The sequence below is a fragment of the Paraburkholderia metrosideri genome (assembly GCF_904848625.1).
Lineage (GTDB): Bacteria > Pseudomonadota > Gammaproteobacteria > Burkholderiales > Burkholderiaceae > Paraburkholderia > Paraburkholderia metrosideri.
In genome coordinates, this window is the sequence record NZ_CAJHCP010000002.1 from 497734 (window position 1) to 523533 (window position 25800).

Here is a 25800-nt window from a genome sequence, read left to right on the forward strand (position 1 = left end):
CTCAGAGCTGCACGGCGTTCGCGGCTGTCGCACTCGATAGACTGTGGCATGGGTTGGGACGGTTTCTGTTTGTCGCAGCAAGTTACCTGCCGAAAGTTGCAGTCCGATGACAACGCCGGGATCGTCATGATTGGCGCGCAGCGAAGAAGCGCCCGTGGGGGCGCTCGCAGTGCGCGGGTGACCTTGCCGGTCGACGAGGGGTCCAGGCAGATGAGCTGCCTAGGTGCGGGGGGGGCGCGTCTCTTCTTATTCTTCTAACGCGCTTTTGTCGTGTTTGCTGCTTACGTCATCTTGCAGGTGCCGGGTCGTTCCTGCGAGCGAAACGGCTAACCCATCCCAATGCCGGGATGGGCCATATCGCCTTAACCTTTCGCCGGACCCTCGTTGCTGCGCGAGCCGCCGCCAATACTCTGGCCGGCATCGCGCGAAAGACCCCGATAGCCGAGCACCGACACCAGCGTCAGCACCCCTGCAAACAGAAACGCGAGGCGGAAGTCGTCGAGCGTGAAAACGCGGCCCGTGGTCTCGCCATTGAAGAACGCCGCCGCGCGCAGCGACACGGCGCCGAACGCGATGCCAAGACCGATCGTCATCTGCGCCGCTGCGCTCCACAACGTGCTGGCAGCACTCATTTGCGGTTGCGCGACATCGGCATAGGCGAGCGTGGCGAGCGTCGAGAATTGCATCGAGCGAGCTACCCCGTACACGAACACGACGATCAGCACGAGCGCGAGCGGCACGTTCGGCGTCAGCAGTCCGCACGCGATGATGAAGATGCCCGCCACCGTGACGTCGATGATCGACACCGTCCGGAAACCGTAACGCCGCAGGATACGGGTGGTCAGCGCCTTCATGCCGAGATTGCCGAGCGCGCTCGCGAGCAGCAGCAAACCGGAGCGGAACGCGGACAGGCCAAAGCCGAGCTGAAACAACAGCGGCATCAGATAGGGCACTGCGCCAATCCCAATGCGCGTCAACGATCCCGTGACAACCGTCACGGAGAAGGTCGGAATCTTCAGCGTCGACACGTCGATCAACGGATACGGATGACGCTTCGCATGCTGGAACATGACCACGCCCAGCAGCAAACCCGCGACGATCACCGCCGCGGCGAGCCACGGATTGGTGCCGGGCTGGCTGGCCAGTTCGGCGCCGTACAGAATCGCCGTCAGCGACGTGCCGCTGAGCAGCAGGCCGACCACGTCGAGCGGTTTGCGTTCGGTGCCGCGCAGATTCGGCACCAGCGCGAGCGCAATAGCCATGGCCGCGAGGCCGAACGGCACATTCAGCAGGAAGATCCAGCGCCACGACCCATAGGTCGTGATGAAGCCGCCTACCGGCGGTCCGACGACCGGCGCGGCAATCGCCGGCCAGGTGATGGTCGAGATAGCCTGCATCATCTTGCTTTTCTCGGTGCTGCGGACCACGATCAGGCGGCCCACCGGCACCATCATCGCGCCGCCGATGCCTTGTAGCAGCCGCGCGGCGGTGAATTCGACCACGTTCTGCGACAGCCCGCACAACACCGACGCCGCCGTGAACACACCGATCGCGCTGAAGAACACCGTGCGCGAGCCGCAGCGGTCGGCGACCCAGCCGCTGGCGGGGATGAAAATCGCCAGCGCCAGCATGTATGCCGTCATGCCGAGGCTCAGGCTGTTAGGACCGACGCCGAACGAATGCGCCATCTGGGGCAACGCGGTGGCGATCACCGTGGTGTCGAGATACTCCATGAAGAAGGTGGCGGCGACGATATACGGCAACCAGCCGATGTGCGCATTGCGGCTGCTGCTGGCGGTCATTGCGCGGCCCCCGCTGCACGATGGGGGAGGGTTTGGACGCGGTGAGCGCGTCGGCGGCTTGCGCGCGATGGAGTGAACTTCATGATTCTGGCGACTACCTTTCGATGGCGTGTTTCCGGCGTCCGGCAGGGCGGACGTGCGACAGGATTGCAGTTTGAATGAAAGCGACGGCGATAGTCGCGCGCGAGGCGTGGGTCGCTCGACGGCGCGTCGCCAGCCCTGAATCGTAACGCAATAAATCGCGCCATACCGGGCAGGCGGGCATGCGGAGGGGACGGTGGGGCGATGCGCGCATGAAGCGGGAGCGCGTTCAGCGTGGATGTGGATGTGGATTGTCCCGAACCTGGCGAAGCTGGGTTAGCCAGGTCGGGGCATGGGTCACGTCGTGGGATCGACTCGCGTCAACGCGCGGCGCACGGCGGCGCCGCGTAGCATCGTCGTGCGGGGAACACGATCTTTGCTTTCCCTGCCCTTCAGTCCTTTGCCGCGTATTCGCGATCCAGCCGGTCATACAGCGGCTTGTTGACCAGTCGCTGACGTTCGCTGAACGGCGCAACCAGCGTCGCGTCTTCATCGAGCCGTCCGTTACCCTGCAATGAACCGAGCGCCCGCTGCATGCCGAGCACGGCGCCTTGCAGCGCCGCGTTCGCGTACAGCACGATCCCGTAGCCGAGTTTTGCGAGCGCTTCGCGCGATTGCACCGGCGTCTTGCCACCAATCACGATGTTGATCAACTGCGGCGTGTCGAACAGCGACGGCAGACGTTCGATATCGGCGAGCGATTCCGTCGCTTCGATAAACAGAATGTCCGCGCCGGCTTCGATAAAACGGTGGCCGCGCTCGATCGCGTCTTCAATGCCATGAACGGCCGCCGAGTCGGTGCGCGCCATGATCTGCAGATTGCCGTCTTCGCGCGCATCCACGGCCGCGCGGATCTTGCCGACCATCTCGCTCGTGCTGACGACTTCCTTGCCGGAAAAGTGGCCGCATTTCTTCGGCATGATCTGATCTTCGAACTGGATCACGTCGGCGCCGCTGCGCTCCAGCACGCGCACCGTGCGGCGCACGTTCAGCGCGTTGCCGAAACCGGTGTCGGCGTCGACGATCAGCGGCAGTTCGACCGCGTCGCGAATCCGCTCGGTGTGTTCGGCGACTTCGGCGAGTCCGATGAAGCCCAGATCGGGCAGACCGAGCGACATGTTGGTGACGCCCGCGCCCGTGATGTAGATCGCTTCGAAGCCGGCTTCTTCGATCACGCGCGCGCTCATCGCGTTGAAGGCGCCGGGCACCAGCAGGCCCTGACGTTGGTTGACTTTGGCGCGGAACGCGGCGCGACGGGCTGCGGATGTGGTCATGATGTGTCTCCAGTACAGGTGGTCGATGATAGAAACCTGAGCCGTATTTTGCAGGAAGCGTGCCATTCGGCGGCGTTTGGGATGTTTCCTTTGATAATCAGCGGGTTGACGCGGATTCACGGGGCTCGGGCGTTCATGGCAGAATACGCAAAGTGTTCCGTGAAACGTTTCATGGAACGTTTCAGGTCCAGAGGGAGCGCCGCAGTGTCCACATTTTCTCCATCCCTTGCGACTCTCGATTCTGGCCGCCCCGGGGTTGCTCTGGTCAGTATCAGCCGCCTCGAGTCGCTTTGCGCGGCGGTTGCGCCACGATACGCCGAGCACGCCAGATTTTTCTCGGTGCGGGAAGGTTACGGCGCGGCGGTGACGGCCTTGCAGGCCTACGTCGACGCGGGCGCAGTCGACGTCGTGCTGGCCGCCGGCTCGAACGGCGCGTATTTGCGCGACAACCTTAGCGTGCCAGTCGTGATGGTCAAGGTGAACGGTTTCGACGTGCTCAGCGCGATTACCCGCGCCACCTCCACGTGGCCCGGTGCGCGGATCGGCCTGCTGCTGCATGAAACGGTTTCGCACGAACTCGCGGATCTGAGTCCGTGGCTGAACATCAGCCTGAAACAGCACGCTTATCGCTCTGTCGACGAAGTCCGGCTAGCCGTCGACCAGCTCGCCGCCGAAGGTTGCAGCGTCATCATCGGTCCCGGCATGGCCTGCGATTTCGCGCAGCAGGCCGGCATGGAAAGCGTGTTTCTGTACTCGCTCGGCGCAGTCGAAGAAGCGTTCGAGCGCTCGGTCGAACTGGCGCGCGTGAGTCGTCAGAAGGAATCGAAGCGGGTGCGGCTGAATACGATCGTCGCGCATCTACGTGACGGCGTCGCGGCGTTCGACGCAGCGGGCCAGCTCGAAGCCGTCAATCCAGCAATGCTCGAACTGCTGGGTTTGAGCGCGTCGGCGTCGGCCCCAGCAGATCGTGAGCAGCATGTGGCGTCCCAGGTAGCCCGCGCGGTCGGCCCGCTGCTGCGCGAAAGCGAAGCGTTCGCGCACGACCCGGCCGGAGACGAGCGCATCGAACAGATCGGCGGACGCGCGCTGATCGTCAACTGCACGCCGATCATCGAGCAGGGCGTCCGTTCGGGCTCCGTGGTGACCGTGCAAGACGCACAGGTTGCGCAGCGGATCGACCGGTCGCTGCGCACCAGCCAGCGGCCGAAACATCTGGTCGCGCGGCATCGGCTGGACGATCTGATCGGCGCGTCCGCGGCGCTCGAACGGGTGCGCCGGCTGGCGCGAGCCGGCGCGGCGCATGACGCCACCGTGCTGCTGACCGGCGCAAGCGGCACCGGTAAGGAACTGGTCGCGCAGGGCATCCACAACGCGAGTCGGCGGCGCGGCAATCCGTTCGTCGCGTTCAATTGCGCGGCGTTGCCCGAAGGGTTGATCGAAAGCGAACTGTTCGGCCACGAGGAGGGCGCGTTCACAGGCGCGCGCCGTGGCGGCAAGCCAGGCCTCTTCGAGATGGCCCACACCGGCACCATTTTTCTCGATGAGATCGGCGAAATGCCGGCGGCATTGCAAAGCCGGCTGTTGCGCGTCTTGCAGGAGCGCGAGGTGATGAAACTCGGCTCAGGGCGTGCCACACCGGTCGATGTGCGGGTGATCGCCGCCACCCATCGGGACTTGCACGCGCTGGTCGGGGAAGGCGCGTTTCGCGCGGATTTGTATTTTCGTCTGAATCTGCTTCAGATAGAATTGCCGCCGCTGCGCGAACGGCGCGACGATATTGCGCCACTGGCGCGGCACTTGTTAAGCCGGAGCGCGCTCCAATATGGTCTGGCAGATACAGCGCTCAGCCAGGTGTTGAGCTTCCTCGCGCCGCTTTTCGAGCACTACGCGTGGCCCGGCAACGTTCGGGAGCTGGAAAATCTGCTGGCGCGAGCTGCGATTTATCTGGGCAACGACGGCGATAGCGGCACTGACCCGGCGGCTCGAAACTCGCCCCGGGCACAGGACTGGCAGGCCGTGTTCCCCGAGTTTGGACGCATGACGCAGACACCGCACCATGCGAAACCGGCACTGAGCGGCTTACGTTCCGTAACCGGTGCAGAGCCGGTCCGCACCGCCGCTCCGACGCGTGACGAGGTGCTGCAGGCCCTCGAACAAACCGGCGGAAACCGCGCTGCGGCAAGCCGGGCATTGGGTATCGGCAGGACGACGCTGTGGCGGCTGCTGAAAGATCAGGACCCGCGCGATAGGCAGCAGGCTCGAAGCAAATAGTGTCAGACTATCGCTATCATTAAAACAATCCGCTTTACCTATTAAGCGTCGTCTGACATACTGACTCCACTTTCCAACCACTCCGAAAGAGGACTCAGCAAATGCCGATCATCAATAGTCAAGTCAAACCGTTCAAGGCACAGGCTTATCACAACGGCGATTTCGTGACCGTCACTGAAGAAAGCCTGAAGGGCAAGTGGTCGGTTTTGGTTTTCTATCCGGCTGACTTCACGTTTGTTTGCCCGACCGAACTGGGTGACCTGGCCGATCGTTACGCCGAATTCCAGAAGCTCGGCGTTGAAATCTACAGCGTGTCGACCGATACGCACTTCACGCACAAGGCATGGCACGACACGTCGGACACGATCCAGAAGATCAAGTACCCGATGGTTGCTGACCCGACGCTGGCCATCTCGCGCGCTTTCGACGTGCTGATCGAAGAAGAAGGTCTGGCACTGCGCGGCACGTTCGTGATCAACCCGGAAGGCGAGATCAAGCTGTCGGAAGTGCACGACAACGGTATCGGCCGTGACGCAGGCGAACTGCTGCGCAAGGTGCAGGCTGCTCAATACGTCGCAGCGCACCCGGGTGAAGTTTGCCCCGCCAAGTGGACGCCGGGCGCAGACACGCTGACGCCGTCGCTGGACCTGATCGGCAAGATCTAAGGTCTCACGACCCACAGCAGTGAGCGCCTAACAGCGCACCAGCATCACCGTGCGAATCGCCTGAAGCGGTGATTCGCGCGTCCCCGGGCTGCACCGGTCCTATCCGGACTGCGTGCGGCGCCGGGAACCCAACACCCACGTCACGGAATCGAAACGCCATGCTTGACGCTAATCTCAAGACTCAGTTGAAAACGTACCTCGAAAAGGTTAGTAACCCTATCGAGATCGTCGCCTCGCTCGACGACAGCGCGAAATCGCAAGAACTGCTGGCATTGCTGAACGATATCGCGACGTTGTCGGAACGTGTCACCGTAGTCGAACGTCGTGGCGACAGCGAACGCAAACCGTCGTTTTCGATCAGCCAGCCTGGCAAAGACACGGGCATCCGCTTCGCGGGTATTCCGATGGGGCATGAATTCACGTCGCTCGTCCTCGCGCTGTTGCAGGTCGGCGGCCATCCGGTCAAGCTCGACGATGCGGTGATCGAACAGATCCGCAATCTCGACGGCGACTATCAATTCGAAACGTATTTTTCGCTGTCATGCCAGAACTGCCCGGAAGTCGTCCAGGCACTGAACGTGATGGCGCTGATCAACCCGCGCATCCGCCACGTGGCGATCGACGGCGCATTGTTCCAGAACGAAGTCGAAGCGCGTCAGATCATGGCGGTACCGACAATGTTCATGAACGGCGAAGTGTTCGGCCAGGGACGCAGCGGTGTGAAAGAAATTCTCGCCAAACTCGACACCAACGCCGGTGCGCGTGCTGCGAAGGAACTGGAAAAGAAGCCGGTGTTCGACACGCTGATCGTCGGCGGCGGTCCTGCGGGCGCGGCTGCGGCGATTTACTCGGCGCGTAAGGGCATCGCGACGGGTGTCGTCGCAGAACGCTTTGGCGGGCAGGTGCTCGACACGCTGGCAATCGAAAACTTTGTGTCGGTCACGGAAACCGAAGGGCCGAAGTTCGCGACGGCGCTCGAACAGCACGTGAAGACGTACGAAGTCGACATCATGGACGTGCAGCGCGCCGAAGCGCTGATTCCGGGCCGTATCAACGAAGTACGACTCGCGAATGGCGCGGTGCTGAAGGCGAAGACGATCATTCTGGCGACCGGTGCGCGCTGGCGCGAGATCAACGTGCCGGGCGAGCGCGAGTATCGCAACCATGGCGTCGCGTACTGCCCGCACTGCGATGGCCCGCTGTTCAAGGGCAAGCGCGTGGCGGTGATCGGCGGCGGCAATTCGGGTGTCGAAGCGGCCATCGACCTCGCAGGCATCGTCCGTGAAGTGACGCTGTTCGAATTCGGCGCCACGCTGCGTGCCGACGAAGTGTTGCAACGCAAGCTGCGCAGCCTGGCGAACGTGACCATCGTCACGCAGGCTCAGACCACTGAAATTACCGGCGACGGCAAGAAGGTCAATGGTCTGGTCTATAAGGACCTGCGTTCGGGTGAAGTGAAGACGCTCGAACTGGAAGGCGTGTTCGTGCAGATCGGCCTCGTGCCGAATACTGAATGGCTCAAAGGCACGGTCGAGTTGTCGAAGCACGGCGAGATCGTCGTCGATGCACGCGGCGCGACGTCGGTGCCGGGCGTGTTCGCTGCCGGCGACGTGACCACGGTTCCGTTCAAGCAGATCGTGATCGCGGTCGGTGAAGGCGCGAAGGCATCGCTGTCCGCGTTCGATCACCTGATCCGTAACAGCGAAGAAGTGGAAGCGGTCAGCGAGGCGGAAGCAGAAGCCGTCTGATTCGGGTACTCAGTCGTGCAGTAGTCCAGTTGTTGTGCGTGTCGAACGGCGGCCTTAGGGTCGCCGTTTTTATTTGCGCTGCGGTCGCTGTCGGAAGGCAGATTCGCGATAACGCAGGCTTTATGCCCGGAAACTGCGATCCGTATTGCGTATGCACACGTAGTTTGCGCTGCAACACGCCGTCCAACGGCCGTTTCATTCATCCGCTCGAACCGCGTGCTCGTTACGCGGTCGACGAAGCCATTGTTTGGAGACTTCCTCCTGGCCGGATTTCTTGGCTATCTCACGCTCAGACCATATAAATCTGGGAGTCGGGAAACGTGCTGACGATGAGCGCATCGACGCGCAAAGCAGCACACGAACGCACGCAAACGCACTCAAACGCGCGGATACCGGCGATAAAAAACAGGAGCGAGACAATGGCAACACCGGACACGGCCATCGCGCGATGGACCGACAGCAAGCGCTATCTGTGGCTGCTCGGCGCGCTCACGATCACTTTGCCGTTGCACGCCGCGTGGCTGGCGTTGTCGACAGGCTGGCACGTCTTCTGGTGGTTCGGGCCGATTTTCGTCTTCACGATCATTCCGGTCGCCGACTATGTGATCGGCGACGACGCCAGCAACCCACCCGAGGCTGTCGTCCCCATACTCGAAAAAGAGCGCTATTACCGTCGCATCGTCTATCTCGCGACGTTCGCCGAATACGTGTCGTTCGCCGGCGCGTTATGGATCGTCGCGACTCATACGCTAACGTGGTTCGACTACCTCGGCTTCGCGCTATCGCTCGGCGCGGCAACGGGCGTGTCGATCAACACCGCGCACGAACTGGGCCACAAGACCGACCGTTTCGAGCGATGGCTAGCGAAAATCACGTTGGCGCCGGTCGCGTATGGCCATTTCTTCGTCGAACATAACCGCGGTCATCATGTGCGCGTTGCGACCGCAGCAGATCCCGCCAGCGCGCGTTATGGCGAATCGTTCTGGGCATTTCTTCCGCGTACGGTATCGGGCAGCATTGCCTCCGCATGGCGGCTCGAACAGCATCGGCTCGAACGTCTGGGCAAATCGCCATGGACATGGCGCAATGAAGTGCTGCACGCATGGGCGATGACGGTGGTGCTGTGGGCCGCGATGATCGCCTTATTCGGTATGAAGGTGTTGCCGTTTCTGCTGATTCAGGCAGCGTATGGCGCGTCTCTGCTCGAAGTGGTCAACTATCTGGAACACTATGGCCTCGGTCGCAAGCAACTCGCGACTGGCCGCTATGAGCGCTGTCAGTCGCAGCATTCTTGGAACAGCAATCGCGTCGTGACCAATCTGTTTCTGTACCAGTTGCAGCGGCATGCCGATCATCATGCGAATCCGACACGCTCATTTCAGGCCTTGCGCCACTTCGACGACGCGCCGCAATTGCCATCCGGCTACGCGACGATGATCATGCTCGCGTATGTTCCGCCGCTGTGGTTTTGCGTGATGAATCCACGGGTCGTTGCGCATTATCACGGGAATATGGCGCAGTCGAATATCCGGCCGGCGATTCGCGAGCGGGTGTTGGCGGAGTTTGCTGCGTAGCGTTTAGCACGCAACGGGCTCGCGCAGCAAAGCTCATGCGCAACGAAAAGCCGCACAGCGTTCTGAGCGCCGTGCGGCTTTTCTGATTGAAGCAACCGGACAGATGCTTAACGCCGGTCGATCGAATACTTGCCTGCGCCCGTCACGCACAACAACAGCAATCCGCCGATCACACTAATGTTCTTGTAGAAATGAATCATGTTGTCGTATTGCACCGCGCCGGTCATGTTCCAGTAGTGATGACCGATGAACGCGGTGCCCAACGTATAAACCGCCAGCAGCAGCGCCAGCGGGCGCGTGAAAAAGCCCACCAGCAGTGCGATGCCGACCACGAACTCCATCACCACGGCAATGATCGCCGACACCTCAGGCACGGGCGCACCGGTTGACGTCATATATGCGACGGTGCCGGAAAAACCGGTGAGCTTCGACCAGCCGAACATCACGAACAGCACCATCAGCAGGACTCGGGCGACGAGAATGACAGCGTCCTTCTGATTCTCAAATAACGTATAGCGCATGATTTTTATCTACCATTCGAGAAGGACGTGGCTCGCCACAGACGGCATGACGAGTCCACGTTTAAAGCAGCACGGCATTTAACGGCTATTCAGCCACTCAAGCCCACATCGCCGAGGTTTCGATATTGCGCAGATCGAACACCAGCACTTCCGCGTCATGACCTTGCGCGAAGCTCAGCGCTTCTTCACCACGCACACGTGCGCCATCACCTTCGCCAAGCTCCACTCCGTTGACGGTGACCTTGCCGCGCGCCACATGAACATACGCATAACGGTCGCTGGCCAGCTCGAGCCGCGCTGTTTCAGCGCCGTCGAACAGCCCCGCATACACCCGCGCATCCTGCTGCACTACCAGCGAATCGTTCGCGCCATCCGGTGACATCACGAGACGCAGCGCACCACGCTTCTGATCCGCACCGAAGTGACGCTGCTGATAACGCGGCGTCGTGCCCATCTTGCCGGGCGCGATCCAGATCTGCATGAAGTGCACGGGCTCGGTCTTCGAATGGTTGTATTCGCTGTGCGCGACGCCGGTTCCCGCGCTCATCAGCTGGATGTCGCCCGGCACGATTACCGAGCCCGTACCCATCGTGTCCTTATGTTCGAGCGCGCCTTCCAGCACGTACGAGAAGATTTCCATGTCGCGGTGCGGGTGCTTGCCGAAGCCCTGTGCCGGTGCGACGCGGTCGTCGTTGATCACCAGCAGGTCGGAGAAGCCGTTCTGCTTCGGATCGTGATAGCTCGCAAAGGAAAACGTGTGACGCGAGCTAAGCCAGCCATGTTCGGCGCGGCCACGTTGGTTGGCGTGTCTGATTTCGAGCATCTTGTTCTCTCCTTGGGTTGTGCGATCCGGGCAGTGGTTTGTCCGCGATCCATGAATGACAGTGTAGGTCAATCCAGATGGTTATAATCGGCGCTAAAATGGAAACACTGTCGTAATGGAGTGGACAATAAAAATGCAACTCGAAGACATGCGGATTTTCGTCGCGACGGTCGACGCGCGTAACTTCACCGCCGCGGCCAGCCGGCTTTCGCTGTCGAAGCAGTTCGTCAGCCGCCGCGTGATGGCGCTGGAAGAGGCGCTGGGCGTGCAGTTGCTGATCCGCAATACGCGCAAGCTGGCAGTGACCGAACTCGGGCAGGAGTTTTACGAGCGCGCGCGGCGCATCCTCGGTGAAGTCGAGGACGCCGAGCAGGCCATGTCGTTGCGGCGCGCCGGGCCACGCGGGCTGTTGCGCGTGAGTGCGCCGATGTCGTTCGGCATGATGCATCTGTCGCCGCTGGTGGCGATGTTTCTGCGCGAGAACGGCGACGTGCGCTTCGACATGGAGTTGAGCGACCGTACCGTCGACGTGGTCGGAGAAGGCTTCGACATGGCGATCCGGATCGGCGTGTTGCCGGATTCCACGCTGGTCGCGCAGAAACTGGTCGATGTGCGGATGGTCGCGTGTTGCAGCCCAGGTTATGCGAGGCGTCGCGGCAAGCCCGCTGTGCCAGCGGAGCTGGAACGTCATTCGTGTCTGCTGTATGGACATGGCGGGGCCATCAGTTGGGATTTTGTTGTCGACGGGGTGATGAAGGGGGTTGAAGTGCACGGGCCGTTACGCGCGAACAATGGCGATCTGATCCGCGATGCGGCGGTGGCTGGTCTGGGGATCGTTCGGCTTCCCGATTTCATCGTCGCCGATGCGCTCGGCAGTGGGCAACTGGTGCCGGTACTCGAAGACTTTCTGCCCGACGCGACCAGCGTCTACGCGGTTTATCCGCAGCACAGGCAGAGCTCGGTGACGATTCGGGCCTTTGTCGAGTTTTTGCGCACCCAGTTGAGGAAGAAGTTCTCGGGGTGATCTTTTTTGCTGGTGCAGAGTGACGGCGGGGAGCCTCGGGGCGAGCGATCCCTGTCGTGCGCACCGTATGCCGCTCTGAATTCGGCCCGTCAGAAGCCTGCTCCGGCGGTCGGCTGAGGTTTCCTTCAAATGCCTTGGCGCAAATTTTGCACATACGCACCCGTCGGCAAATCTTTCGCATGAATCTGTTCATACAAAAGTCCTGTCTGGTGGAACCAGGCCATGATGAACGACCTTTTCTACCGGATAACGCATGTCGATGGTTGAAAAAATTACATGCCTTACATTGCAGCGAGTCGAGTTCCCGGCTTTTGAACCGTGACGAACCTCGGCGCGTGAATCTAACCCTTTCGCGATAGGCGAGATCGGAGGCTTCTGGTGTTGAACAGCCGTAGAAAGCGGGGCGGCAAGCTTCGCAATAAACAAACAAGCATCGCGGCAACGTCTCTGGTTGCTGTGACCTTCGGGAGCATCGCCTTTTTACCCGGTTCGGCTTCGGCTCAAACCCCTTCGCCATTAGGCGAGTGGCAGTACTCGGTTGGCATCCCTTTGCAGAAGATGTGGCAGCCGACCATTCCGGACTGGCAGGTACGCCTTGGCGCAGCCAGTTCGTTCCAGCCGCGTTTCGAAGGCTCGGACCGTTATCACATCGTGGCGGGTCCCAGCATCGACGTGCGCTACAAGGACCTGTTTTTCCTGTCGAGTGGCGAAGGCTTCGGGGTCAACTTCGCGCAGGGCCAGAACTGGCGCGCGAGTCTCGCCGCCGTCTACGATCTGGGGCGGCGCGCGCACGACGATCCTCAGGAACTGAACGGACTCGGCAATATCAATGCAGCACCGGGTCTCAAACTCGCGGCCGAATACGTTGTTTCGAAGGACTTCCCGCTGGTGCTGCGCGCCGACGTCAGGCGTTATTTCGGCGGTTCGAATGGCTGGATTGGTGACCTCGGCGCTTATATGCCCATGCCGGGAAGCACGAAGCAGTTCTTCTGGTTCGCGGGTCCGAATGTTTCACTCGCCGATTCCAACTATATGAACAGCTGGTTTGGCGTCAATCAGACTCAGGCGGCGCATTCGCAGTATCAGCAATATCACGCGAGCGCGGGGTTCAAATCAGTCGGCTTCGGGATTAGCGCGGTGTGGCTGTTCAACAAGCACTGGTTTGCCACCGCGGACGGTGCATTCGAACAACTGGTGGGCAGTGCGGGAAACAGTCCCATTACGCGCAGCAAAGCAACGGGCGTGGCGGATATTTCCGTCAACTACCGCTTCTGATGTGAAGCGCTTCACACCGGACAGAAGAGCAACGCACAGGTCGTTGCTCTTCTGTCCGCTCCCGTATCAGCACCGCGCTATGCGTACGCGCGGGAACATCGCTTGCTCACTTCTTGCTGCGCGTCAGACCGGTCTTTCAACGGCGCGCCAGAACACAAGGAGTCGATCCCCATGGCAGGTAAACCGAATTCGCAGAAGCCCGCGGCGAAGACCGCGCAGGCGACTGATCTTAAATCGAAAGATCTGGAAAAGTTTCGCGTCAAGCCCGACGGTGAAGCACTAAGAACCAATCAGGGCGTCAAGATTTCCGACAATCAGAACACGTTGCGCGCGGGTCCGCGCGGGCCGTCGCTGCTTGAAGATTTCATCATGCGTGAAAAGATCACGCACTTCGACCACGAACGTATTCCGGAGCGCATCGTGCACGCGCGCGGGTCGGCGGCGCATGGCGTGTTTCAGGTCTATGAATCGATGAGCGAATACACGAAGGCGGCGTTTTTGCAGGACCCGTCTGTGCAGACGCCCGTGTATGTCCGCTTTTCCACCGTGCAAGGACCGCGCGGTTCCGCCGATACGGTGCGCGACGTGCGGGGCTTCGCGGTGAAGTTCTACACGCAGGAGGGTAATTACGATCTGGTCGGCAACAACATGCCGGTGTTTTTCATTCAGGACGCGATCAAGTTTCCCGACTTCGTGCACGCGGTGAAACCCGAGGCGCCAAACGAAATGCCGACTGGCGGTTCTGCGCACGACACGTTCTGGGACTTCGTGTCGCTCGTGCCCGAGTCCGCGCATATGGTGTTGTGGACCATGTCCGATCGCGCCATTCCGCGCAGTTTGCGCACGATGGAAGGCTTCGGCATTCACACGTTCCGCTTCGTCAATGCGCAAGGTAAGGGGCGCTTCGTTAAATTCCACTGGCGGCCGGTTCTGGGTTCGTATTCGTTGCTGTGGGACGAAGCGCAAAAGCTCGCAGGCAAAGACCCGGATTTTCATCGACGCGATTTGTGGGAGTCGATTGAACGGGGAGACTTCCCCGAATTCGAACTCGGCGTGCAGATTGTCGAAGAAGAAGACGAACACAAGTTCGACTTCGACCTGCTCGACCCGACCAAGCTGATTCCGGAAGAACTCGTGCCGGTGAAGATCGTGGGCAAGATGACGCTCAATCGCAATCCGGACAACTTCTTTGCCGAGACCGAACAGGTTGCATTCCATCCCGGCCACGTCGTGCCGGGGATCGATTTTTCAAATGATCCGCTGCTGCAAGGCCGCTTGTTCTCGTACACGGATACGCAGATCAGCCGTCTCGGCGGGCCGAATTTTCACGAGATTCCGATTAACCGGCCAGTATGCCCGTATGTCAACAATCAGCGCGATGCGATGCATCGGCAGACGATCCATGTTGGGCAGGCATCGTATGAGCCGAATTCGGTGAGTGGCGGCTGGCCGAAGGAAACCGATCCGGCGCCAGCGGACGGCGGCTTTGAAAGTTATCAGGAGCGGGTGGAAGGCACGAAGATTCGCGTGCGCAGCGAATCGTTCGCGGATCATTTTTCGCAGGCCGCGCTGTTTTATAACAGCATGTCGCAACCCGAGAAGGACCACATCGCAGCGGCGTATCAGTTCGAACTCGGCAAGGTGACGAAACCGGAGATTCGGGCCCGCGTGGTGAACGAGATTCTTGCCAATTTCGATGCTGGGTTAGCCGCGACGGTGGCCGAAGGATTGGGTTTGCCCGCACCGAAGAAAGGCACCGCCAAACTGGCGGGTCCGAAAGAGTCGCCAGCGCTTAGCCTGCTCAATCGTGTGCAGCCTGGCATCAAGACCTGCAAGATTGCGTTGCTGGCCGCACCCGGTTCAGATGGCGCGTCGATCACGAAGCTTCAGCAGGCGCTGCAAGGCGAGGGGGCGGCGCCGATGCTGATTGCGCCGACGTTGGCCGCGATCGACGGCATTGCGCCGGACGCGACGATTGCCGGTCTGCCTTCCATCATGTTCGACGCGGTCATCGTGGTGGGCGGCGACGCCGGTGCGAAGGTGCTCGCCCAATCAGGCGATGCGCGGCATTTCGTACTGGAGGCGTTCAAGCATCTGAAAGCGATCGCGGCGCTTGGCGCGGGGCGCGACGTGCTGACAGCCGCGCACCTTCCGGGCAATGCCGATGGGGTGGTGACCGGTGACGACAAGCAGGCGGCCGATGTGCTCAAGGCCTTCATCAAGGTGGCCGAACAGCACCGTGTGTGGTCGCGTGCGGCGCAGGCGGAATCGGTGCCCGCATAAAAAGTCCGCGTAATTCACAGCGCGTTGACGTCGACGTAAAACTGGCCGGTGCAGCGCAGACCGGCCAGTTTTTTTATGCAACAGCGAGAGTCACAACCCAACCGCGAACCGAACCCGCTTACGGCGCCACCCGTGTTCCATGCAGCCTATGCGTGTTCTTCGATGCAGCCGCCGCCGAAGCCGCCGCCGACGACACCCCCGCCGGCCCCTCGGGAATATCGCTGGGACGCGCGGACTGCGCCGTTTGCGGATACATCACGAGCAGCGAGCGCAGCACACCGTTAGTCCAGCCGAAACCATCCTGTAACGGATATTCGCCGCCTCCCGCCGACACCCCCGGCGCCGCCGCATCGACATCGTATTTTTCGACCAGCTTGCCCGTGTGCTGGTAGTAATCGACATTGGTCCTGATCCAGCGCGTCGCGATGGTCCGCGCGAGTGCCGCCTCGCTATAACGACGCAAACCCAGCACCGCCAGATATTGCAACGGTGCCCAACCATTCGGCGCGTCCCATTGCTGACCGCTATTCACTTGGGTAGTCGCCAGTCCGCCCGGGCGCAGCAGTTCGCGTTGCACAGTCGCGGCGACAGCCTTCGCCTGCTGACGGCTGGCGACGCCGGTATAGAGCGGGTACACCGTCGCCGCCGTCAGCCGGTGCGTCAATGTGTGGTGTACGAAGTCGTAGTCGCCGAACGCCTGTAATTGCGGATCCCACAGCACGCGACGAATCGCATCGGCGCGCGTGGCGGCGCGTTGCTCCATATTCTCCGCGCGCGTGACGTCGCCGCGCAGGCGGTAGGCTTTGGCCAGCGTGTGTTCCAGGTCGACCAGCAGGCTATTCAGATCGACCGGCACGAGCGAGGTCACATCCACGGTTGCCAGCGTCTTGCCGTCGGCAAACCAGCGCGAGCTGAAATCCCACCCCGTTTCGCCACCCGCGCGCAGATTTCGCCACAGATCCGCGGAATCGCGCTGGGGTGTTTGCTGCGCGGTCAGCACATCTTCACGATAGGACTCGTCGCGCGGCGTCGCGCGCTCATCCCAGTAGCGGTTAAATAACGTTCCGTCCGACAGGCGCACGACGTGACGGCTCGCATGCCCCGCAGGCAGGCCTTCGCTGCCGTTCATCCAGTACGCGTATTCGCGTTGCAACTCGGGCAGATACTGCGCATAGACGGCGTCGCCGTCTTTCTCCGCGACGAGGCGCACCATCTGCGCAAAGAACGGCGGTTGCGAGCGGCTCAGATAGTAAGTGCGGTTGCCGTTCGGAATATGGCCATAACGGTCGATCAAGGTCGCAAAGTTCTTCAATTCGTCGACCACCAACGCATGCTGCCCGCTCTGTTCGAGGCCGAGCATGATGAAGTACGAATCCCAGTAATAGATTTCGTCGAAACGGTCGCCCGGCACGATATACGGATACGGCAGGGGGAGGAGCGACGACCACGGGCTCGCGGTCGCATCCGGTTCGCGACGAAGGACGTTCCATAACGTGTCGATATGATCGACGACGTTCTGATTCGGATCGGACACATACGCTTTTGCGGTGCGCGCCGGCAACGTGAAGTTCTTCTTCACGAAGTCGGCGAGACTGAAGCCGGGTTGCTGCTTCGCGTCGTCGTAAGCGGCGGCGATTTGCGCGGGCGGCGATAGCGGCACCATGTCCGCGAAGGTCTTACTGTCGGGGTACAGATGAGCAAGCTGCACGTCGCGATAGAGCGCCGGGTATTGCTCGGACGGCGGCACGGCCACGACCGGCGAGGCCTGGGTGGGCGGCTCGACATGCACAGCGACGGTCGTGATGCCGCCAGCAGCCGGCGTGTGAGAGGTCGGGACCGCTGTGGCCAGCGAAACATGCCACGCGAAGGTGGCGGCGAGGGCGCTGCGCACCAGCGCGCGGCAGAGGCGGGGCAGGTCTTGGGAAGGCATCGGCTACCGGAGGAGAGTGGAAGGCGCTAACAGTCAAAACGGGTCCAACGACCGAACGCGTCAGCAGTGGGAAATGCGTTCGTCACATGATTGACCGGCCTGCGTCGCGCAAAGTTGCCTGTGTCTTACATATATCGGCAACCGCCCGCCCAGCAAGCCTAACCGCGTCCGCTGGCATCTCAAAAACAAACCTCATCCTGTATGATGACGGCCCAGAGAGAGCGACAAAAAAACCTCGCACAAAATCCGAAAAATATTCCGAATCGATTCGATTCGCCATGCCGAAGACAGAAAAAATGACCGCATCCCAAGCCGTCGACCAGAATCGTTTTCGCAGCATCATCCGCCGCAACATTGCATTGCCTCTAGGTGTCGGGCTCGTCACGATGGCGGTGTTCGTCGGGCTGATTGCGTATCTCGTGTCGACGATGAACTGGGCCGAGCATTCCGAGCGCGTGATCGGCCAGGCCAATGAAATGCTGCGTCTCGCGGTCGATCGCGAATCGTCGATGCGCGGTTTTCTGATCACGGGCGACGAGAGTTTTCTCGCGCCCTATGAAACCGGCGGTCCCAAGTTCAAGGCGCAGATCGAAACGCTGCAGGAGATGGTCTCCGACAATCCGCCGCAAGTCGAAAGGCTCAAGCAGATCCAGGCAATCCAGCAACGCTGGAGCCGTTACGCCGAAGACATGATCGATGCGCGCCGGCGCAATCAGAACTTCGAAGCGGCGGTGTCGAGCGGGCGCGGCAAGATCGAATTCGACGAGACGCGCCGCGAATTCGACGATTTTCTCGATGTCGAACTGCATTTGCGGCAGGACCGCTCCGAAGCCACGCGCCGGGTCACGACCACGCTGGTGAGCGTGTTCCTGCTGTTCAGCCTCGTGGTGAGCGCGCTGCTCGCGTGGATGGGCCGTCGCGAACTGCTGAGCCTGTCTTCGACCTACGACGGCGTATTGCGCCAGCAGTCCGAACAGACAGAAGTGTTGCAGGCACAGGTGTGGCTGCGCTCGGGGCAACGCCTGCTGGCGGAGAAGGTGGTCGGCCAGGCGAGTCCGCCACTGGTGGGCCGTGCGATGCTCGACTTCCTCGCGCAATATCTGGACGCGGCGGTCGCCGCGCTATACGTCCGCGATAAACAGCATGGCACGCTGCGCCGCATTGCCGCGTTCGGCTTTAGCCGCGAAAGCGAACAGGCGGCCGCACGCAGCTTCGAGGACGGCGAAACGCTGGTCGGTCAGGCGGCCGCCGCGCGGCGCGCAATCGTGTTGCGCGACGTGCCGGCAAACTATGTGCAAGTGGTGTCCGCCACGGGCAAAAGCGCGCCGAAGAGCCTCCTCATCATGCCGATCGAAAACGACGGCCAGGTCAACGGCGTGGTCGAATTGGGCTTTATTCGCGACCTGACGCAGCGCGACCAGGAGTTCCTCGAACTGGTCGCGAACAGCATGGGCGATTTCGTCGAGGCGGCGTTGTATCGCGAGCGTCTGCAGGATGCGCTCGCCGAAACCCAGCAGTTGAATGAAGAGCTGCAGGTCCAGCAGGAAGAACTGCGCGTGTCCAACGAAGGACTGGAGGAGCGTGGCCGCGCGTTGATGGAGTCGCAAACGCGGCTCGAGGCGCAGCAGGCCGAACTCGAACAGACCAACGTGCAACTCGAGGAATACGCGCAGCGTCTGGAGCGTCAGAAGTCGGACCTGCTGCGCGCGCAGGACGATCTCGCGGCGAACGCGGCGCGGCTCGAACAGTCGAGCCGCTACAAGTCTGAATTCCTCGCCAACATGTCGCACGAATTGCGCACGCCGCTCAACAGCTCGCTGATCCTCGCGAAACTGCTGCAGCAAAACCGCACCGGCAATCTGAGCGAAGAGCAGGTGCGCTATGCGGAGACCATTCACGCGTCCAATAGCGACCTGCTGGTGCTGATCAATGACATTCTCGATCTGTCGAAGGTCGAGGCCGGTCAGGTCACGGTCGAACTCGAAACCGTGTCGGTCGATGCCACCTTGCAATCGCTCGAAGAAATGTTCAAGCCGCTAGCCGGCGCGAAGCATTTGCGCCTCGCGTTCGACCGCTTGCCGGGTACGCCGGACACCTTTGTCACCGACGGTCAACGTGTCACGCAGATTCTGCGCAACCTGCTGTCCAATGCGGTGAAGTTCACCGAGCATGGCGAGGTCGCACTGGCGGTAGCGCCGGCCGAAGACAATATGCTGCGTATCGACGTGCGCGATTCGGGCATCGGCATCGCAGCGGACAAACTGGACATGATCTTCGAGGCGTTCCAGCAGGCCGATGGGTCGACCAGCCGTCAATATGGCGGCAGTGGTTTGGGATTGTCGATTTCGCGTGAATTCTCACGTTTGCTGGGCGGCCGCATTACGGTCGCGAGCGAGGTGGGCAAGGGCAGCGTGTTTACGCTGTGGCTGCCGCAGGATGGGGAAGCGGCGTTGGCCGCAGCGGGTCAGGGCACCGCCGCGCCCGTGTCCGGTTCAGCGCAGGCGTTCGCGTCGGCCAGGCCGCTCGCGAGCGCGCCCGCCGCCTTCCAGGCGAGCGCAGAACCGCTGCTGACCCACACGCCATCGGCGAGCGTCCAGACTGCGGTGATCACACCTGCCAACGGCCTGACCGCCGGCAACGCGCCCGAGAGCAGCAGCGGCCCGATTGCCGACGACCGCAACAACCGCACGCGCGCCGGCCGCCTGATCGTGGCGGTCGAGGACGACCTCGCGTTCGCCGAAATCCTCCGCGATCTGACGCATGAACTCGACTTCGACTTCGTCCATGCAAGCGACGCGGCCAGCGGTCTCGCGCTGGTGCGCGACATGTACCCGGCCGCCGTGCTGCTCGATGTCGGCTTACCCGACCGTTCGGGCCTGACCGTGCTGGAGTGGCTGAAAAACGATCCGCTGACGCGTCATATCCCGATCCATATCGTCTCGGCGACCGACCACGCCGACAAGGCGCTCCACCTGGGCGCCATCGGCTACACGCTGAAGCCGACCGCGCGCAGCACGATGGAAGCGGCGATCCGCCGTCTCGAAGCGCGTCTGCAACAGCGCCTCAAACGTGTGCTGGTGATCGAGGACGACGGGCCGATGCGCGAAAGCATCCGCGCGTTGCTGCAAAGTGAAAACACCGAGATCGTGGCCGTGGCCACGCTGGCCGAAGCGCTCGAGTATCTGTCGAAATTCTCGTTCGACTGCGTGGTGACCGACCTCGCGCTGCCCGACGGCACCGGCTATGACCTGCTGGAGCGGCTCGCGTCGAATACCGCGCATGCATCGCTGCCCGTGATCGTCTACACCGGCCGCATGTTGTCCGACGACGAAGAACACCGCCTGCGCCGCTATTCGAAGTCGATCATCATCAAGGGCGCGAAGTCGCCCGAACGTCTGCTCGACGAAGTGACACTGTTCCTGCATAGCGTGGAGTCGTCGCTCGCGCCCGAGCAACAGCGCATGCTGCGCACGGTGCGGCAGCGCGACAATGCGTTCGAAGGACGCACGATCCTGCTGGCCGAAGACGACGTTCGCAATATCTTTGCGCTGTCGCATGTGCTGGAGCCGCTTGGCGCGAAGCTGCAGATTGCGCGCAACGGCCGCGAAGCGCTCGACGCGCTCGACAACGGCCCCGAAGTGCATCTGATCCTGATGGACATCATGATGCCGGAGATGGACGGCCTGACCGCGATGGGCGAGATCCGCCGCAATCCGCGCTTTGCGCATCTGCCGATCATTGCGCTGACCGCGAAAGCCATGGCGAACGACCGCACCCGTTGTCTCGAAGCCGGCGCGGACGACTACGTGTCCAAACCGATCGACGTGGACAAGCTGGTCGCGCTGTGCCGCGTATGGCTGCGTCAACGGTAAGCCGTCGTCAACCAACAGGAACAGGCAGCAGGAGCCCAATGAGTCAGTCCGAATTTGATGCGCCGCAACGTATGAGCGATTTCGACATCGAGTTGAAATTGCTGCTGGAGGCGATCTATCTCAAGTATCAGCACGACTTCCGGCACTACGCGATGTCGTCGCTGCGGCGCCGGCTGTCGCAGGCGCTGGAGGAGTTCGGCCTGAAGACGCTGTCGCAGTTGCAGGACCGCATCATGCGCCACGGCGACGAGTTCTCGCGGCTGTTCCAGTACCTCACGGTGCAGGTCAGCGACATGTTCCGCGATCCCGCGTATTTCCTCGCGCTGCGCGAACACGTGTTGCCGCGCCTGCGCACCTATCCGTCGATCAAGGTATGGGTGGCGGGGTGCAGCACGGGTGAAGAACTGTGGTCGCTGAAAATCCTGTTCGACGAGGAAGGGCTTACCGAGCGCACGCTGTTTTACGCAACCGACATCAACCCGGATGCGCTCGCGCGCGCCGAGTCCGGCATCTATGCGCTCGAGCGGATTCAGGGCTTCACGCAGAACTATCTCGCGGCTGGTGGCAAGCGGTCGTTGTCGGATTATTATCATGCTGCGTATGGCGGTGCGCGCTTTGCCGGCTCGCTGAAAGACCGCGTGGTGTTCGCCGATCACAGCCTGTCCACCGACGAAGTCTTTCTCGAAGCGCATCTGGTGTCGTGCCGCAACGTGCTGATCTATTTCGATCGCGGTCTGCAGGATCGCGCGTTGGGTCTGTTCGAAAATGCGCTGGTACGGCGAGGTTTTCTCGGCCTCGGCAGCAAGGAAAGTCTGCGTTTTTCGCGTCATTACGAAGCGTTCGACGAGTTCCGCCCGGGCGAACGCATTTATCAGAAGCGCTAGCACGATCATCATGGCTCGCTCAATGCTCAACCCGTCATCGGTGACATCGCAGCCGCGCGACGCTCAGTCGCGCGCGTACGATCTCGTGGTGATCGGCGGTTCAGCGGGTGGGATCGAGGTGCTGAACGTGCTGCTCGGCGCATTGCCTGCGCGGTTTGCACCGGCGGTGATGATCGTCACGCACCTGCCGCCCGATTCACCCAGCTACCTGGTGCAGGCCTTCGCGCATCGTTGCGCGCTGCCGGTGATGGAGCCCGATGCGGGCGAGCGCATCCTGCCGGGCCGCGTGCACATTGCGCCGCCGGGCTATCACATGCTGGTGGAAGTGGACCGCACCGTGGCGTTGTCGACCGATGCCGCCGTGCGTTTTTCGCGGCCTTCGATCGACGTGTTGTTCGAGTCGGCGGCAGCGGTGTATGGCGAGCGCCTGCTGGCGATCCTGCTGTCCGGCGCCAACGACGACGGCGCTCAGGGCCTCAGACGTGTGCGCGCACAAGGCGGCACTGCCTGGGTGCAGACGCCCGACAGCGCCAGTTCCCCCGAAATGCCGCGCGCCGCGATTGAACGCGGCGCGAGCGACTCGATTTTCAATCCCGAAACTATGGCCAGGCGGCTCGCTGCGTTGCCGGCCCCTCTCTGACCCGATGCCATGACGAATCCACCTGTGAACATCCTGATCGTCGACGACATCGTCCACAACATCACCGCGCTCGAAGCGTTGCTGGCGCGGCCGGACATTGCCGTGCTGGTGGCCGATTCGGGAACCGCTGCGCTCGACCTGCTGCTCAAGCACGAAGTGGCGCTGGCGATTCTCGACGTCAACATGCCCGGCATGAACGGCTTCGAACTGGCCGCGTTGATGCGCGGCAGCCCGCGCACGTCGCATGTGCCGATCATCTTTCTGACGGCGACCGCGCAGGACGCGTCGCGCACGTTTCGCGGTTATGAAGCGGGGGCGGTCGATTTTCTGTACAAGCCGTTCGACCCGCGCATTCTGCAATCGAAGGTCGATGTCTTCGTGCAGCTCGAACAGCAGAAGCGCCAGCTCGCCGCGCAACTCGTGACCACGCGTCAGATGCTCGAAGCCAACGAGATGCTGATGGCCGTGCTGAGCCACGATCTGCGCACGCCGCTCGGCGCCGTGCTGGCATCGGCGGAATATCTGATGCGCACGGCCGCCGACGAACAGTCGGTGACCGTGGCCGCGCGGGTCAAGAACAGTTCGCTGCGCATGGCGCGGATGGTCGATCAGTTGCTGAATCTGGCTCGGCTGCAAGGCGGCCGCCTGCCGTTGCAACCGCGCTCGATCGAACTGGCAACGCTATGCCGCTCGGTGATCGACGAATTCGCATCGCGCGAAAACGGCAAGCAGATCGTGTTTTCCAGCAGCGGCAACACCTCGGGCGCGTGGGATACCGACCTGGTGTGGCAAGCCGTGTCGAATCTGGTTAGCAACGCGCTGCGCCACGGCGCGCCGGGGGGCGATATCGGCGTCGAAGTCGATGGGGATTCGGTCGAATCAGTGCGCCTGAAAGTCTCCAATCGCGGCACGATTCCGTCCGAAGTGTTTCCGCATCTGTTCAAGGCGTTCGGACCGAACACCAACGGCGGGCGTCCGCGCGAAGGGCTCGGGCTGGGCCTGCATATCGTGCAGGAGATTGCGCGTATGCATGGCGGTAATGTCGGCGTCGAGTCCAACGATACGACGGGTACCGTATTCACGATCGAATTGCCGAGAATGGTGACGTTGCAACGTGGATCTTTCACGCGCAAGTAGCACGGTGAGCCGTCGTGGCGGCCACCGGTCTTCGCTGTGCTACGCTTGAAAGAATCCAATCACGCAGCGTGACCCGAATCCCATCATGCGTTCATGGCGCATTGCTCCCCCTGACCGCAGCGCCCAGATCAGCACCTCGCGTGCGACCGATCTCGTCATGTCCATCTCGCACGCCGATGCCGACGCGCTCGCGGCGAGCATGCTGAAAACCGTCGGCGATACGCTGCCCGTTTCGCAGTGCACCGTCTTCGCGTACGAATTCGACGCACGGCCGCGCACCGTGTCGGCGGCAGATCATCGCGGCGGCCGCTTCCTGCGCGATGTCGCCGAGCGTTACGCTACCCACTTTTATGCGCTGGATGGCAATCGCGCGATTATCGGCCGCTCGTCAGGTGCGCATTCCCGCGACGCGCTGGTGTTGCATCAGCAGCACAGCGCGGAGATTGAAAACGCTGCGTATCGCGCGGCCTGTTATGCACAGCCTAACGTGTCGGACCGGCTGTCGTTGCTCGTGCAACCCATGGACGGTGTCTGGCTGTCGATCAACTTCTATCGTGACAGCGCATACGGCAACTTTGCGGCTGGCGAGCTCGAACAGGTTGAAAGTGTCGCGCATCTGTTTGCGCATGCCGCGAAGAGCCACTACGCGCTGAATGGACAGCATCAACAGGGGCCGGCGATCGCGATGCTGGCGCGCGTCAGGCGCGCCTGTCCCGCACTGACGCCGCGTGAACTCGACGTGCTGCGCGGGGTACTCGAAGGCGCAAGCGCGGCAGAAATCGCGCTGCAAATGGGCGTCAAGCCGGCGAGCGTCGTCACGTATCAGAAGCGCGCTTATGCGCGGCTCGGGATTTCGAATCAGCGGCAGTTGTTCGCGCTGTGTTTGATGCCTGAGCGGTCGTGACGTGTGAAAGCGGAGCAGCGCTTTGATTGCGCTGCCGCGCGTCCGCCTGAGTTTCCCGGTCCCAACGCTGTAACCACGGTGCAATGAATTCGGCGAAACCGTCCGCAGGCGGCGACAGCGCGCGTTGTGTCGAGCGATAAACGCAGACTTCGCGAATGGTTTCGGGATCGACAATACGCTTCATCACCAGCCCGAACGTGCGCGCGAGAGGCGCGACATATGCCGGCGCGAGCGTGACGGCCAGTCCTTGCGACGCAAGGCCGAACGCAGTCGTGACGTTGTCGACGACATCCACCGGAATGATGCGGGCCTCCACCGGCAGATTGGCGAGCATTTGCCCAACCGCGCGCTCGTGGTCGCGGCCGGTGGCGACAATCGGCACGTCGCGCAGATGCTGCCATAGCACGCGGCGCCGCGTGCTCAACGGATGTGTCGGCGCGCACCACATCACCCATGGACTGGCGAACGCCGGCTCGCAGCGCACGCGCGTGCCGCTTTGCCGGTCGGGGCCGATCGCGAGATCCACGTCGCCGCTTTCGACTCGCTCCACCAGTTGCTCGACCACCGTGTCGCAAATGCGTACGACTACCTTCGGCTTGTCGCGCGCGTATTCGGCGATCGCCGCTGGCAACGCGGTCGCCGCCAGCACGAGCGGCGCGCCCACCCGCACGATACCGGCGGCACGGTTGCGGATATCGTCGGCGGATTGCGCAGCGGCACGCACATGACGCAACACCGATTCCGCCGACGACAGAAAATCCTGCCCCGCGCTCGACAGATTCACGCGCCGCGTGGTCCGGTCGAACAGCCGGAAGCCGAGTTCCGTTTCGAGTTCGGCCAGCAACTGACTGACCGCCGACGAGGTCAGCCCGAGCCGCTCCGCCGCCGCGCCGATGCTATGCAGATCGACGATGGCGAGGAAGGCTTCGAACTGGCGGAGGGTGACGCGAGTCAGGGGCATCGGGCGATTCTAAAGAAAAACTTACGAATCGTGAAAAATCGATTGATTGTGGGCAGCAGGGCAATGACCGACACTCGTTCAAATCGACGCACACAGCCAAACGCGCTTAGACTTCCACGTTGTGTTGTGCT

General features: G+C 61.9%; 18 protein-coding genes. 12 read left to right on the forward strand and 6 right to left on the reverse strand.

What is annotated here, in order from left to right; translation table 11 throughout:
• Positions 1-362 precede the first annotated feature (362 nt).
• The gene (locus LMG28727_RS05050) at positions 363-1802 is read right to left on the reverse strand and encodes an MFS transporter (RefSeq protein ID WP_201641196.1); all 1440 of its coding nucleotides are present in this window, start codon (positions 1800-1802) and stop codon (positions 363-365) included.
• A gap of 473 nt (positions 1803-2275) precedes the next feature.
• Positions 2276-3157, reverse strand: coding sequence for an isocitrate lyase/PEP mutase family protein (locus tag LMG28727_RS05055; RefSeq protein WP_201641197.1), 882 nt, complete (start codon positions 3155-3157; stop codon positions 2276-2278).
• Between the two features lie 204 nt (positions 3158-3361).
• On the opposite strand from LMG28727_RS05055, the gene prpR reads away from it, so the two are divergent.
• The 4 genes from prpR (at position 3362) to LMG28727_RS05075 (ending at position 9415) form a co-directional block, all read left to right on the forward strand.
• Entirely contained in the window at positions 3362-5428 is a 2067-nt protein-coding gene (prpR, locus tag LMG28727_RS05060) for a propionate catabolism operon regulatory protein PrpR (protein ID WP_201641198.1), read from the forward strand.
• Between the two features lie 101 nt (positions 5429-5529).
• Complete coding sequence (gene ahpC, locus LMG28727_RS05065; protein ID WP_201641199.1) at positions 5530-6093, forward strand: alkyl hydroperoxide reductase subunit C; 564 nt, start codon at positions 5530-5532, stop codon at positions 6091-6093.
• A gap of 158 nt (positions 6094-6251) precedes the next feature.
• Entirely contained in the window at positions 6252-7841 is a 1590-nt protein-coding gene (gene ahpF, locus LMG28727_RS05070) for an alkyl hydroperoxide reductase subunit F (RefSeq protein ID WP_201641200.1), read from the forward strand.
• Between the two features lie 419 nt (positions 7842-8260).
• Positions 8261-9415 carry an alkane 1-monooxygenase gene (locus tag LMG28727_RS05075; protein WP_201641201.1) on the forward strand — a complete coding sequence of 385 codons (1155 nt, stop codon included), beginning with the start codon at positions 8261-8263 and terminating at the stop codon, positions 9413-9415.
• Between the two features lie 107 nt (positions 9416-9522).
• Here the strand turns inward: LMG28727_RS05075 and LMG28727_RS05080 are convergent, their stop codons facing one another.
• The gene (locus LMG28727_RS05080) at positions 9523-9936 is read right to left on the reverse strand and encodes a DoxX family protein (protein WP_201641202.1); all 414 of its coding nucleotides are present in this window, start codon (positions 9934-9936) and stop codon (positions 9523-9525) included.
• Positions 9937-10033: 97 nt separating this feature from the next.
• Positions 10034-10759, reverse strand: a complete 726-nt coding sequence (locus LMG28727_RS05085) for a pirin family protein (RefSeq protein ID WP_201641203.1) — start codon at positions 10757-10759, stop codon at positions 10034-10036.
• 133 nt (positions 10760-10892) lie between these two features.
• Between LMG28727_RS05085 and LMG28727_RS05090 the strand changes: the two genes are divergently transcribed.
• The 3 genes from LMG28727_RS05090 to katE all read left to right on the forward strand — a co-directional run bounded on the left by LMG28727_RS05090 (position 10893) and on the right by katE (position 15341).
• The gene (locus LMG28727_RS05090) at positions 10893-11783 is read left to right on the forward strand and encodes a LysR family transcriptional regulator (protein WP_201641204.1); all 891 of its coding nucleotides are present in this window, start codon (positions 10893-10895) and stop codon (positions 11781-11783) included.
• 378 nt (positions 11784-12161) lie between these two features.
• Positions 12162-13058: a MipA/OmpV family protein gene (locus LMG28727_RS05095; RefSeq protein ID WP_201641205.1), complete on the forward strand. Its 897-nt coding sequence runs from the start codon at positions 12162-12164 to the stop codon at positions 13056-13058.
• Between the two features lie 171 nt (positions 13059-13229).
• Positions 13230-15341 (forward strand): catalase HPII, encoded by a 2112-nt coding sequence (gene katE, locus LMG28727_RS05100; protein WP_201641206.1) that lies wholly within the window; start codon positions 13230-13232, stop codon positions 15339-15341.
• A gap of 118 nt (positions 15342-15459) precedes the next feature.
• Here katE and treA read toward each other — a convergent pair whose 3' ends face one another.
• Positions 15460-17271: an alpha,alpha-trehalase TreA gene (treA, locus tag LMG28727_RS05105; protein WP_201641207.1), complete on the reverse strand. Its 1812-nt coding sequence runs from the start codon at positions 17269-17271 to the stop codon at positions 15460-15462.
• Positions 17272-17567: 296 nt separating this feature from the next.
• Here treA and LMG28727_RS05110 point away from each other — a divergent pair, with 296 nt between their 5' ends.
• The 5 genes from LMG28727_RS05110 (at position 17568) to LMG28727_RS05130 (ending at position 24708) form a co-directional block, all read left to right on the forward strand.
• Positions 17568-21143 (forward strand): response regulator, encoded by a 3576-nt coding sequence (locus LMG28727_RS05110; RefSeq protein ID WP_201641208.1) that lies wholly within the window; start codon positions 17568-17570, stop codon positions 21141-21143.
• Positions 21144-21181: 38 nt separating this feature from the next.
• On the forward strand, positions 21182-22027 hold the full coding sequence (locus LMG28727_RS05115; RefSeq protein ID WP_201641209.1) for a CheR family methyltransferase: 846 nt from the start codon (positions 21182-21184) through the stop codon (positions 22025-22027).
• A 10-nt stretch (positions 22028-22037) separates the two neighbouring features.
• Positions 22038-22667, forward strand: a complete 630-nt coding sequence (locus LMG28727_RS05120) for a chemotaxis protein CheB (RefSeq protein WP_201641210.1) — start codon at positions 22038-22040, stop codon at positions 22665-22667.
• A 9-nt stretch (positions 22668-22676) separates the two neighbouring features.
• Complete coding sequence (locus LMG28727_RS05125) at positions 22677-23804, forward strand: hybrid sensor histidine kinase/response regulator (protein WP_201641211.1); 1128 nt, start codon at positions 22677-22679, stop codon at positions 23802-23804.
• Positions 23805-23889: 85 nt separating this feature from the next.
• Positions 23890-24708 carry a helix-turn-helix transcriptional regulator gene (locus tag LMG28727_RS05130; RefSeq protein ID WP_201641212.1) on the forward strand — a complete coding sequence of 273 codons (819 nt, stop codon included), beginning with the start codon at positions 23890-23892 and terminating at the stop codon, positions 24706-24708.
• Here the strand turns inward: LMG28727_RS05130 and LMG28727_RS05135 are convergent.
• Positions 24620-25669, reverse strand: a complete 1050-nt coding sequence (locus LMG28727_RS05135; RefSeq protein ID WP_236591609.1) for a LysR family transcriptional regulator — start codon at positions 25667-25669, stop codon at positions 24620-24622. The genes LMG28727_RS05130 and LMG28727_RS05135 overlap by 89 nt on opposite strands.
• Positions 25670-25800: the final 131 nt, after the last annotated feature.